General features: G+C 37.8%; 8 protein-coding genes and 1 pseudogene. 6 read left to right on the forward strand and 3 right to left on the reverse strand.

Annotated elements, in window-relative coordinates; genetic code table 11:
- The first annotated feature begins 2 nt into the window (after window positions 1–2).
- A complete protein-coding gene (locus F6K18_RS31210; RefSeq protein ID WP_287526750.1) occupies window positions 3–1,733 on the forward strand; it encodes a VWA domain-containing protein in 1,731 nt (576 codons plus the stop codon).
- Between the two features lie 343 nt (window positions 1,734–2,076).
- Window positions 2,077–2,448, forward strand: a complete 372-nt coding sequence (locus F6K18_RS31215) for a hypothetical protein (RefSeq protein WP_287526752.1) — start codon at window positions 2,077–2,079, stop codon at window positions 2,446–2,448.
- A gap of 788 nt (window positions 2,449–3,236) precedes the next feature.
- Here F6K18_RS31215 and F6K18_RS31220 read toward each other — a convergent pair.
- The 3 genes and pseudogenes from F6K18_RS31220 to F6K18_RS31230 form a co-directional block, all read right to left on the reverse strand.
- Window positions 3,237–4,196 (reverse strand): annotated as a pseudogene (locus tag F6K18_RS31220) (adenylate/guanylate cyclase domain-containing protein).
- A gap of 689 nt (window positions 4,197–4,885) precedes the next feature.
- Window positions 4,886–5,023 (reverse strand): hypothetical protein, encoded by a 138-nt coding sequence (locus F6K18_RS31225; protein WP_287526753.1) that lies wholly within the window; start codon window positions 5,021–5,023, stop codon window positions 4,886–4,888.
- A gap of 421 nt (window positions 5,024–5,444) precedes the next feature.
- The gene (locus F6K18_RS31230) at window positions 5,445–7,112 is read right to left on the reverse strand and encodes a transglutaminase family protein (protein ID WP_287526755.1); all 1,668 of its coding nucleotides are present in this window, start codon (window positions 7,110–7,112) and stop codon (window positions 5,445–5,447) included.
- Window positions 7,113–7,701: 589 nt separating this feature from the next.
- Between F6K18_RS31230 and F6K18_RS31235 the strand changes: the two genes are divergently transcribed.
- The 4 genes from F6K18_RS31235 to F6K18_RS31250 all read left to right on the forward strand — a co-directional run.
- Window positions 7,702–9,783 (forward strand): ShlB/FhaC/HecB family hemolysin secretion/activation protein, encoded by a 2,082-nt coding sequence (locus F6K18_RS31235; RefSeq protein WP_287526757.1) that lies wholly within the window; start codon window positions 7,702–7,704, stop codon window positions 9,781–9,783.
- Between the two features lie 1,297 nt (window positions 9,784–11,080).
- Window positions 11,081–11,251, forward strand: coding sequence for a hypothetical protein (locus F6K18_RS31240; RefSeq protein WP_287526759.1), 171 nt, complete (start codon window positions 11,081–11,083; stop codon window positions 11,249–11,251).
- A gap of 273 nt (window positions 11,252–11,524) precedes the next feature.
- Window positions 11,525–12,391: a ferredoxin:protochlorophyllide reductase (ATP-dependent) iron-sulfur ATP-binding protein gene (gene bchL / locus F6K18_RS31245; protein WP_240038902.1), complete on the forward strand. Its 867-nt coding sequence runs from the start codon at window positions 11,525–11,527 to the stop codon at window positions 12,389–12,391.
- Between the two features lie 38 nt (window positions 12,392–12,429).
- A partial coding sequence (locus F6K18_RS31250; protein ID WP_287526761.1) for a DUF5331 domain-containing protein occupies window positions 12,430–13,100 on the forward strand: 671 nt, incomplete at its 3' end.

Genomic DNA, 13,100 nt, shown 5'->3' on the forward strand with positions numbered 1-13,100 from the left:
TTATGCTCGAAAAAGGACGTTTCTGGTTTCTCATCGGAGTGTGCCTTGCTTTACTCTGGGGATGTGTAGTGGAGCAAAAGGTAGATTCCTTCGCTAGTGCAGAGAGATATCTCCAGGAAAAGTTACTTCCTAAGATTTCCGTTGCCACATCCCTAATTCCCGATCGAGTAGCTTCGCGCTACACTATCGATGGGATTCAAGAACCTCTTCCTCCCATTGAACAGTTTCCTCTTTATGCTGCTCAACCCTCTACAAACCCCAAGGAAGTTTATCTCGAAATATTCAGCTCTTCAGAAAAAGCCAATATCAAAAAGCAAAATGAACGTTGGTTGGTAGAAGTTGCTCAAGCTTTTAACCGAGAAAGAAAAACCATTAGTTCTGGTCAAGTTATTCAAGTCGGGGTGAGAAAAATTCCTTCGGGAACTGCCGCCAAGTTATTGGCTGCTGGCAAAGTGAAACCGACAGGGTATTCCCCCTCTAATGATTTGTGGGTGGCAATGCTGTCAAGTCAAGGAATTAAAACCATCTCTATCCTTCCCCGTTTAGTGCCGAACGTTGGCGGTTTTGTCCTTCAAGAACGTGTTTATCGGGAATTAGCTGCAAATGGCGAAGTGAATTTTGACAAGTTGCTCAATGCGATCGCCTCTGGTAAACTTTCCGTTGGCTATCCCAATCCCTACAGTAGTTCTACGGCTCTTAATCTGCTCTACTCAATCTTTTGGCGAGCAGCAGGACACCAACAAGATGGAGAACCCCTAACAATTGCTGACTTAGAATCTCCTCAAGTCAAGTCAGTATTTCAAAGCTTTCAGAAACAGGTATTGATTAGCACAACCACTACTCTAGACTTGCAAGAAATTTTTATCCGCGACAAGGATAAGTTACAAGCATTTCCGTTGGAATATCTAAATTATCAGCAACTCAAAAAAGTACCTGGATTTGAGAAAACCGTTTTTATCCCCTTTGGCATTCCTCATAATAATCCTCTGGTCGGATTTGCCTGGAATACAGCCAAACAACAAGAAGCCTTGCAAAAATTTGCTGAGTTTGCTGCTTCTGATGCCATGAAAAAACTGGCCCAGCAACAAGGGTTTGTCGAGACAGACTATCTTTTGGCTCCCAATCTTCCCCCGATTCCAGCGGGAGAAGTCTTAACCACTGCTCAATCATTTTGGAAGCGTCAGAAAGATGCAGGACGTACAGTTTATTTAATGACGGTAATCGATACCAGTGGTTCGATGGAAGGACAACCTCTAACGGCGATAAAAGAGGGTTTGCGCATTGCTAGTCAAGAAATTAATCCAGGTAATTATTTAGGTTTAATTAGTTATAACGAGCGCCCAAGCGAAATGGTGGAATTAGCCCCTTTTGATGAAATGCAGCACAAACGGTTTCTAGCTGGTATTGATAATTTACGTGCCGATGGCGGAACCGCCATGTATGACGCAATGATGGTGGCGTTGGGGAAATTGCTCGAACAAAAGAAAGCTAATCCTAATGGTCTTTTTTATCTATTAGTCTTAACTGATGGTAAAACCAATGAAGGTTTTGTCTTCGCAGAAGTCAAAGACGTTCTCCAATACAGTGGGGTGCGGGTTTATCCTATTGCTTATGGGGATGTGAATCAACAGGAATTAGCAGTGATCGCTGCTCTACGGGAATCTACCGTTAAAACTGGTACTCCAGAAACCGTCAAAGAACTCCTAAAAGGTTTATTCCAGACTAATTTATAGGGCTAACTACTGAAGTAAAAAAATTGGACAAAGTTTGACAAATATTAAGAAATATTGAAAATAAATTGATGTTCTGCTGATGTTCTGCTACTATTAGTTTTGAAGATGACAGAGACTTGTTTGCGAAGCATTCCGCAGGAAACGCTGCGGTCAATTTGGAAAACTATGTGCATCAGTAGGTGGAGTTCCCGCCAATTTTAAGCCTGTGGAGAAGATAAGTTGCAGACTGCGGTCAGTGGTCTTCAGTGTTTGCGCAGCATTGCGTCAGCACGCGCAGGAAGCTAGCTCCAGAGCTGCATGCAGTCATGCATGGGTAAGTTTGGGTAAGTTTAGTAGAACGGAAATGAAACAACTAAATCGTTACCTGTTAACCATTCTTGGACTCGGTTGGTTGAGCTTTATGGTCGCAGGTTTGGTGCTCAATCAGGTTTTGACTGTGCCTAATTTTGTTCTTCTCATAGAGCGGAGTTATTGTCCGCCCCAACAATGGCAACAAGTAGTAGAAGAATATATCGATTTATATCGGCAACATCAACAACATCTTGTCAAGATTGAATCTGTAGTTTTGTTTAACGATCTAGGAGAAGAAGTTTTGACGACTGTCCCGACTCCAGAAGAATTACGAGGTCAAGGCACCTACGGACGCTCTAGTCCCCAACGTGAGGCTGAATTAAGGAAAGCTTATGACCAAGTCAAGGTTATTCGCTGCTTGTGAAGAATTCAGAGGTCGTATCCCACATTCCGCACCACAAAATGTAGTATAGAACAAGGAGACAGGAGACAGGAGACAACTCACCCCTAACCCCTCCCAGGATGGGAATACAGGAGACAACCTACCCCTCGCCCCTCCCCCTCCCAGGAGGGGAGAAATGGGAATGAGCGAGGAGGTAGAAGTCAGAATTGTCCCTCAAGTTTTCTGCCATAATCATCCCAAAATACTAGCTTTTTGAGCTTTTTCCACCAAAAAGCTGGTACTTTTTCCAGACCTAAAATTGCTCAAACCAATATCAGTCAATACTTTCAGATTTAATCAGCAAACCCTAGTTATATCATGTTCCCCTCCGGGGGAGCTACGCTAACGGATAATCAGTTATAAAAAACCTTCTGCCTTCTAACCTTGCTCTTTCCCTTCTGCCTTCTGCCTTTTTTCCTCCAAAGTGTAACTATTCAACCGGACATGATATTATTTGCTCTTACTTGCATCAATTTATTGAAATTCTCTGCTGAAATTCAAGAAAATTTCTTCACTTGAAGAAGGAGACAGGAGACAGGAGACAGGAGACAGGAGACAGGAGGAAAATTACTTGGGGTTAGAATCCCCATGTAATTTTGAACACCCCCGTTGACGGTGGGGTATTAAACCCACAAAGAAAATGATAAAATGGCCGAAACCTTTGCCTGTTTTCCCCATCTCCGCGTCTCCGTGTCTCCGTGTCCCCGTGTCTTACCCCCACCAACCAATTTTTTCAGCAAACCCTAATTACTTCAATATCCCCCACTCCTCTACTCCCTCACTCCCTTAAGAAAATAAGTAGTCATATCTCCTTTCCCTTTGATTGAAACTTTACCCCGCTGTTCAAATACAAATTTTTTCTGGAGTCGCTGATATACAAGACTGGTAACTTGAATTTTACGAGAAATACCAGTAGACTCCATCCGAGACGCAATATTGACAGTATCGCCTCATAAATCATAGATAAATTTAGTTTGACCAATAACTCCAGCAATCACAGGTCTCACATGGATACCAACTCGCAAATTCAAAGATTTTTCTAACCGATCACATAGATTGGCAAAACTAACCTGCATATCTAGTCCCATATTAGCGATCGCCTCCAAATGCTTATCTAGCTGAATTAGCAAACCCCCAACTACCATATAAGCATCCCCAATAGTTTTGATTTTCTCTAAATGATGTTTTTGAGTCAGTTGGTCAAACTTAGAAAAAATCAAATTCAGAAAATTTACAAGTTCAATGGGAGAAACATTGGAGCAAAACTCAGTAAACCCCACCAAGTCAGCAAATAACACACTCACATCATCAAAACTATCAGCGATCGCCCTTTGTTCTTCTTGTAGACGTTGAGCAATTTGAACTGGCAAAATGTTTAGCAGCAACTGTTCCATTTGTTTTCGCTGAAACTTTAAAGCTTCCTGCACCATTTTCCGCTCAGTAATATCAGAAACAGTACCCTCGTAATACAACAATTTGCCCTGAGAGTCATGTACAGCACGAGCATTTTCAGAAACCCAAATTGTCTGACCATCTTTGCGATATGCTAAGGACTCAAAATTATATACAGCATTATCTACTCTCATTGCTGCTACAAATTTTTGCCTGCGGTTAGGATCGTAATCAAGCTGTCGAGAAATATCTTTAATATTTTTGAGTAACTCTTCTGGTGAATGATAACCATAAATTCTTGCTAGTGCCATATTTGCACTAATAATATCAAATTTCATATAAGCATGATGAAGTGTTATACGATTTTTAAAAGCAATGATGAAGTGTTATACGATTTTTAAAAGAGAATACAGCAAATTTCAGGATAGTGAGGTACAGTTGAAAATTAATCTATAATTTTGATTCATTCCTTGTCCTCAGATACCGTGTTCCCTAAAAGCATAAAATTTTGTACCTGATCAACTTGAAAACTGCTGTATTACAAACTGTGTAGGTAAGGAAGAAGGAAAGACTGACGTTGGATAAAGTAAGAAAAAAAAGCAATAAAATGATATGTTTTATTGCTTAATTATATCGATAAGTTTTGACAGCAATATATAAATTATTATCAATAATCTCTATTATAACATGATATACATGATATAATAATTGCTGATCAATAAAATTATACCAAATTCAAAAAAGGTAGTTAAACGATTAATCTCTATATTTCCACCAACAGACCAAACTACTGTAGCATATTTTATGAAACTGGTATTATACTAATTGACACTACGAAAAAAAACACGCTCATTATATATTCTCTCTCCTCTCCTCATCTCTATTATTTTTAGCAAACATTTATCAAACTGGTATTATATTCTTTGGAGTACAATAGAGTACAACTAGTAAATAAAGTGTCACAAAAAAAAGACGATAATGAAATTATCGCCATGATTAAAAATGAAAGTAGAGAAAAAAAATGTCTTCAACGAGTGGTTTTATCCCTTTGTTGACGTCTACGATCGCGCCACTCAGCCGCCGTTAAATATACCACACCTCCAGTAACAATTAACATTAGTCCTGATGCTACTATCGCCATAATATTTACGACTGTTAATTCCACAACTCCTCCTCAAATTTTAGATTTTTTCTTTTAGATTTTATCAAAAAAAAATGCTTTAGAGTAACTAAACTATATTTAGGCGTTGGTGAATCAAGCTATGAAAGCTAAATTTATAAAGTATAAAATGCTTTTTAATTAGTATTTAGGCGATCGCCATTTAAAAAAATCATAGCCAAAATCACCAACGCCTATATTTACATAAAAACATTCTCCAAAATAATTATTTCCATATACAGAATGTAATAAATAATTGTTCTTTCTCTTCTTCCTTATTCCCTCTCATATCATGTCCGGATAATTAGTGATCAAAAAACTTTCTCCTTTTCCTCTTTTTTCTTCCCTCCTGACTCGGTCTTCCTGACTCCTCGATCATTATTTATAAGTATTCAACCGGACATGATATTACTTCTTCCTTCTGCAACTACAACCCAGGTAGCTCTTCTAAAATGGTAAACCTAACATGATTAATTGCCAAATTACCAATTGAAATTTTTTCCTTATTAACAGGTATCCCCTTACTTTTCAGAGTTTCAAACTTAATTCCTTTACCAATTTCCACATGATACCAAGCTAAACCCATAAAAAACCTTAACGGATAAGGTCCTCCTTCTTGTAAATCATCAGGGTTTGATTCCATAGGAACCCAACCAAAACCAGGTAGATAAAATTCTAACCAAACATGATTAAATTCTGGCTCTAAAGGCACAGTTTTTCTGTCAGCAAAAGCTGGACATTTATAGCGACCCACTGTACGACAAGCAATATTATTTAATCGTGCCAAAGCTAACAATAACCCTACATATTCTCCACAAGAACCAACACCTCTTTCTAATACAATATCTGGAGTATCAATCTTAGTTGTTACTCCATAAGAAAGTCGATCATAGACATAATTCCGAATATTGAGAAGTTGACGCAATAGATTTTTTTCTTGTAAAATAGCATCTGTTGCTGCCTGGATAACTATCTCTTTATCCATCGCCAAATTATCATTATCTACCAGATATTTTTCCTGAAAACCTTCTGGCAATTCCGGAATATTTTCTACATTAAAAGGTTGAATTTGGTACTTAATTGCCCTGACTTCTAATAACGCCTTCCAACCAAATATACGCCTTTCACTTTGACGCAATGATTTAAACCGAAAAACAGCAACTTTTTCACCATTTTGAATTTCTTCAGTAAAAGGTATTCCTATAGGAGAAATTTCCCTAACTTTTTGGCGATGAGTTTCTGATGGTAAAGCAATACGCCATTCTAAATCTTCTAAAAAAACTTCATCTAATGGTTCTAATTCTTCAACATAAGACATCTCTATTAAAAAAACATTAGAAACAGCATACTTTTCCTGTTCATTGTAATAAAAATAAAGAGGATGTATAAAAGAGCGATCGCGCTTACTCAGTTCATACTGTTTTTCTGAGTTTGGATCATCCCTAATATAAAGTTCGTCTCCAGCATAAGCGACATAAAGCTGTCTTTCCCCGGTATTTATATCCAGATAAAATGCTAACCCCGTAGGACTTTCAAAAGGAGTCAGTACACTAAACTTAACTTTACCCGTTGCTCTTTCTAAACAATAAACCGTTTGCTCCTCGCGGTCGCAAAGCCACAATTCTTCATCTTGTACTGTAATATTTTCAAACCCTATTCCTGGAGCATAAAACCCAGTAATTTGTTGTCTAGTATTTTTATCTAATACAAAAATCTTACCTAGTTTTTGACAAGTGACATAAACTGTTGATTCCCAAACAGCAATTCCATCAGCAGAATAAGGTAAAGTGAAAAAATGTTGCCATTTTCGGCGTCCCTCTGATGAATTACCAATTGCATTGAGACAGAAATAAACTTCATTTTCCCTTGTCAACCAAAGAGTATCTTTCCAAAGCGCGAGACCTGTAACATCAATAAATTCATTAGTTTGAAAGGGATTTATAACTGTTGTATTATCTGTTTTTGGGTCAATTTCTAGCAGAAAACCACGGTTTTTGTCAATGGCATAGAGAATCTCTCTAGAAAAAGCAATACTATGTAGTGAGGCAACTCCAATTGGTCTAATAGTGCGTGGTCCAGAATATTGTTTTTGCATACTTTTAGGTGATTCAAAATTCGTGTTAAATTCAGAATAAATATTTTCGCAGTAGGTTTTGAGTATTCGTTGACTAAGCTACTTAGTATTGAAACTATATAATTTCTTTGTCAAAAGTCACCCTTAATAGAGAACATAAAATCTAAATGCGTCTGATGTTTACTATACAATTATTGACAAAATTCAATTGTTTATGCTATTGCTTCACAAAAAACTTATATTTTATAGAATAAATACCCTATTAAAGAAATATAGCAAAACTTAATACCGATACTTTATTCGGCAATTATGCGCATTTTATCTCTCAATAAATAATTATTTTTTAGCTGTTATTAGGTAAGCATTCAGCTATTATAAATATCCAGAAAAGAGAGAACAGGGAACAGGGGAAAATAATTGATAATTTATGAATAATAATTGATTTTATTTTTGATTTTCGCCAGATTTCTATTAGCAGTCAGCTAGCTAATAGCTAACAACTGTTTGCGCAGCATTCCGCAGGAAATGCTGACGTTATTAGATCAATATAGGAACCAGAATTCACCTTTTTTTTGGTAAGTCAAATTACACCTAGAGCATAACTATTGCAATGTTTCAATTTATCACATTAATTCCTACTACATTTATAATTATTTGCCTATTAGCTAATCAAGCTGTATCCAAAACTGCAGATGTGGATAAATTATGGGATAAAACTTCAGTAAAAACCAAAAAATGGCATTATTTATCATCCAAAAACTCTAAAATAACATCAAAATCAATTCCAAAACTAATTTATAAATATCAACAGAAAAACCTGAAACAAAAAATTTTCAGCTCTAAATCACTAAAAAATCAAGGATTAAAATTAATAGCCAACTCCAAAACTTCTCCTCAACAGAAAAACATTATACAAATACAAACTCAAATTCAAAACCTATCCAATACTCAGCAAAGACTCACTCACCCTCAAATTATTGATACCTTAACTCCAAAACAACCAAGTTATGCCCAAAATACTCCAACAAATCAAGACATACGACAAAATTTACCAGATAACCCCCGACCAGATCCAAATCGCGATCGCTTTCTCCAACCCCTTCCCCAACCAACTCAACCAGAAGAGCCAAAAGAAGAAGAACTAAAAAAATCACCACCACCTCAACCTCTGCCAGATGAGCCTACTCAAAAAATTCCCGTGCAGAGAATTTTAGTATTAGGAAGTACAATCTTAACCCCAGAAGAAATTAATTCCCTCATTGGGCCATTAGAAGGACGTTTAGTTACCCTATTAGAACTTCGGCAAATAGCAGATAAAATTACCGAAATTTATCTAGAACGTGGCTATATTACCTCAAGAGCAATTTTACCACCCCAAACTATTACCGAGGACACAGTTAGGATTCAAGTTGTAGAAGGAATTTTAGGAGAAGTCCAAATAGAAGGTACAAAAAGATTGCAAAAATCTTATATTGAAAATCGGATACGACTTGGAACAGGTCAGCCATTGGACACTGCTCAACTAGAAAATCAACTACGATTACTTCGGGGTAATCCTTTATTTGAAAATATTGAAGCTAGTTTGCGAGCTAGCGAAAATCCAGGAGAGAGTATTCTGATTGTTCGTGTCACAGAAGCAAACCCTCTTGAGTTTAGTATAAATACTGATAATTACTCACCTCCCACAGTCGGCTCTGAAAGAATAGGTTCGACTTTACTACATCGCAACTTGACAGGGCGGGGTGATTTTTTTGTGGCATCCTACAACACCACCAGACTTTTTAGCGATGAATCAGATGTTTTTGACTTTATCTACAATTTGCCCATCAACTCTATGAATGGCACTTTACAGTTTAGAGCAGCACCCAACAGTAATAGAATTGGTCAAGATTTTGAAGGTATAGAGATTAGTGGCACAACGGATGTATATGAGTTTAGTTACCGTCAGCCTTTTCTACAAACTCCTAGAGAAGAGTTAGCTTTTTCTGTAGGTTTGAGTTATCAGCGTACAGAGACTTTTTTGGACGATCAACTTTTTGATGACCCTCAAACTCCAGAAGAAGATGGTGTTAACAGTACTACTGTGATTAGGTTGGGACAAGACTACATTCGCCGAGACCCTCAAGGAGCTTGGGCTTTGCGATCGCAATTTAATATTGGCACTAATTTATTTGACGCGACAGAAAGGGAAGACCCTCAACCCGATGGACATTTCTTCAGTTGGCTAGGCCAAGTGCAAAGGGTACAGAGATTAAGTGCTAATCATTTATTGATTGTCCAGGGAGATTTGCAGTTATCCTCAATTCCTCTATTGCCATACCAACAATTTATTATTGGCGGTGGTTTGTCGTTACGGGGCTATCGCCAGAATATACGTTCCGGGGATAATGGTTTTCGGTTTTCTATAGAAGACCGGATTACGGTCTATCGGGATGAGTCTGGTTTACCATCAATACAACTTACTCCTTTTATAGATATTGGAGCTGTTTGGAATGATGGTAGTAATCCTAATAATGAATTTTTACCAGACCAAAGATTTTTAGCAGGGGCAGGCATAGGTTTGATTTGGCAACCACTGCCACAGTTTGATTTGCGTTTAGACTATGGCATCCCTTTAGTAGACCTGGACGATCGTGGCAATAATGCTCAAGACTCTGGATTTTATTTCAGCGTAATTTTCCGGCCACTCTAGGGGAGATGGGGGGATGGGGGGATGGGGGGATGGGGAGATTCTTAGGGCGTGTCATCAATTAAATGTATTTCATATCCATATAAATATTCTCTGACGACAATGAATTAGCTCTGGGGGGAGCGGGTAGAGACGTTGCATGCAACCTCCTTACTGGTAGGGAACACACCCCTAATACCAATTTGATAAATGTTTGCTACAAATAGCTAGGGTATTTCTTAGAATTCTGAATTCTGAATCCAGAATTCAGAATGGATAGATTTAATACCATTTTTGATGTTGTAAATTATCTTTTTCGTCAAATAGACTTTATTTGAAAGTCTATTCATGATTCTTATTATTCGTAACATTCTTTTTTCAAAATGGTATAACCCATCCCAGGAGGGGAAGTAAACATAATAATTAGGGTTTGCTGAAAAAGTCTTTTTTAAGGAGTAGGGGAGCGGGGGAGTAGGGGAGTAGGGGAGTAGGGGAGTAGGGGAGAATTTTTTTGGCCCAACTATTGCTAAAAGTGCTAACTTTTTGAGCATGAAGAGCTGAAAACCATGTACTTTTTCAATACCTAAAAAGGCTAAAACCTTTATCTGGCAATTATTTGAGATTTAATCAGCAAACCCTAATTAACGCGCTCTAGGGTGCTAATTATCAAAAAGGTGATCAGGCTAGTGTTAATTACTTAATCATTGAAATACTACTGACTGCTGACTCCTAATAAATAGCCTAGTCAATTGAAGCCATTAATTCTGACTCCTGACTCCTGAATCCTGAATCCTGACTTAACCCTCTAAAAAGTTGGTAAATCCTCTTTAGTGTTCATCTTCTGCCCTTTGCTTTCTACCCAATCTCCTACAGAAATATATTTGGACTAATCAAATTTTTTGTTATAAAAATTAACCTTGGGCAATTGTGTTCCTAAATAATTGGATTTACTATTGGGCGATCGCCTAATGATCGGAGCAAATCAGAGAACCCTTTTCATCTCAAAGTCTCCGAAAACCTTGATTTGAGCCATAAAATTTGTCTTGATATTATTCAATACCTAATTTTTTTAATATTGTTACCTTTTATAAATAATAAACTACAAAAATAATTTATAAGCTAATAAATTTCCCCTAAAAGCAATTAATGACAGTAAAAAATTAAATTTAAAAAATATTCAATCTAAATGCTTATTTTTACAGCATCTGATAAATCTTGCCCCTCTTTTTTTTGTAGTGAAGTTAGACAATAATTCTTTTGAGAAGCCAAAAAAAATAGGTTCACCAAAAAGTAAGTTCTAAAGCTCCCCCTTGATAAGAGGATGAAAAAAAATCAACTTCAGTATTTAGACGCTTTCCGTGCATTGAATATTGAAACAGGGGAAGTTGGCAGAGTTAATCCTCGCTCAAAGTCAAATAGTTTTAACTTCACAGTGCCAGGACAAAAAGCCAAAAGTGTGAATATGAGCAAATTAAAAGTTGTACATAAATAAAGACGGTTATATCTATACATTTTGTCCACAGTTGTCGATAAATGTTGAGAAAAATGCCGTCTAAAACTTAACAGTTTGCGCATAAGTTATAGCAATACGGAAATCGGTTAAGGCAATAATAAACACTCAAACTCAGTCACGGATGACTTTTGACTTTTAACTTTTGACTTGCGGTAGCTGTTGCCTGCGCGCAGCTCTATAAGCAAAACTTGAGCTTAGTATAAAAAGTTCTTAAGCCTCATCTAAATTAAAAAATTATCTAGGAGAAAAAAAGTGAAACTCTCAGTATATGGAAAAGGCGGCATCGGCAAATCTACAACAAGCTGCAACATCTCAGTAGCCTTAGCCAAACGTGGTAAAAAAGTTCTACAAATCGGTTGCGACCCAAAACACGACAGTACATTTACCCTCACAGGATTTCTCATCCCCACAATTATTGACACCCTGCAAGAAAAGGACTACCATTACGAAGACATCTGGCCAGAAGACGTCATTTATAAAGGTTACGGTGGTGTAGACTGTGTAGAAGCAGGTGGACCACCAGCTGGAGCAGGTTGTGGTGGCTACGTTGTCGGCGAAACAGTAAAACTACTCAAAGAATTAAATGCCTTTGACGAATACGACGTCATTCTATTTGACGTACTCGGTGACGTAGTTTGTGGTGGTTTTGCAGCTCCACTAAACTATTCAGACTACTGCATGATTGTCACAGATAATGGCTTCGATGCTCTCTTTGCAGCTAATCGCATTGCCGCCTCTGTCCGTGAAAAAGCTCGTACCCATCCTCTACGTTTAGCTGGCCTAATAGGTAATCGTACATCCAAGCGCGACCTAATCAATAAATATATAGAAGCCGTACCAATGCCAGTACTAGAAGTCCTACCACTAATTGAAGATATTCGAGTTTCTCGTGTCAAAGGCAAAACATTGTTCGAGATGGCCGAAAACGATCCTTCACTCCAATACGTTTGTAACTATTACCTGAACATTGCCGACCAAATTTTGGCATTGCCAGAAGGAGTAGTGCCCAACGAATCTCAAGACCGCGATTTATTCTCCTTACTCTCTGATTTCTACTTAAATCCCAGTAAACCTGAAGTTGTATCAGAGGATGAAAAGCTTGACCTGATGATGGTTTAATAGACTTAGCTCTTCTCAGGATAAGGAATATATAAGTCATGGTTTTCTTTGAACAATTATCAACGTCCCTCAAACAAAAATGGCTGCAGTACTACCAAAAAAATCGCTCATGGTTGGTACTACACATGACAGATGAAAATACGGTCCAGACTCCTGATGGAGGAAGGAGACCTGTGTCATACCTTATCTTGGGAATTCTTAATGCCCTGGAACCAGAGTTAGAGGCATTAATGTTGCCTTTCTCCAAACTCAAGGCAGATGCAGATAGTTTAATAGAAGTTTTAGGGTTAAATTTTGACCCAGACATTGCCATAGGTAAAAAACCAGATTCTTCCATAGACAAATCAACATCAATATTGACTGATGATGCTCAGGAGTCACCAGGATCTTATTCCCCAATTATGCCAGACCAGAATGAAGATTCTAATAATTGGGGTACTGCAGCATTAGTAGGTGGAGCTGTAGCTGTCGGTGGAGCTGCTGCACTAGCTTCTGGATTGGGTATGGACTCTGATGATTTGCTTGATGATGACCAGAGTGAGTTAGACCTGGAGTCAGAAGTGGATGAGTTGGATATGGATATGGATTCTGACTCGGAAGTGGATGATGATTTGGACTTGGGAATAGAATCAGAAGTGGATGAGTTAGATATGGGACTGGATTCTGACTCGGAAGTGGATGATGATTTGGACTTGGGAATAGAATCAGA

It is taken from the genome of Okeania sp. SIO2C2, from assembly GCF_010692625.1.
Classification (GTDB): Bacteria; Cyanobacteriota; Cyanobacteriia; order Cyanobacteriales; family Microcoleaceae; genus Okeania; species Okeania hirsuta.

Excerpts from the sequence above, each read along its gene's own strand:
- F6K18_RS31210 (WP_287526750.1), top strand. The coding sequence starts at position 3 with ATGCTCGAAAAAGGACGTTTCTGGTTTCTCATCGGAGTGTGCCTTGCT.
- F6K18_RS31215 (WP_287526752.1), top strand. The coding sequence starts at position 2,077 with ATGAAACAACTAAATCGTTACCTGTTAACCATTCTTGGACTCGGTTGG.
- F6K18_RS31230 (WP_287526755.1), bottom strand. The coding sequence starts at position 7,112 with ATGCAAAAACAATATTCTGGACCACGCACTATTAGACCAATTGGAGTT.
- F6K18_RS31235 (WP_287526757.1), top strand. The coding sequence starts at position 7,702 with ATGTTTCAATTTATCACATTAATTCCTACTACATTTATAATTATTTGC.
- F6K18_RS31240 (WP_287526759.1), top strand. The coding sequence starts at position 11,081 with ATGAAAAAAAATCAACTTCAGTATTTAGACGCTTTCCGTGCATTGAAT.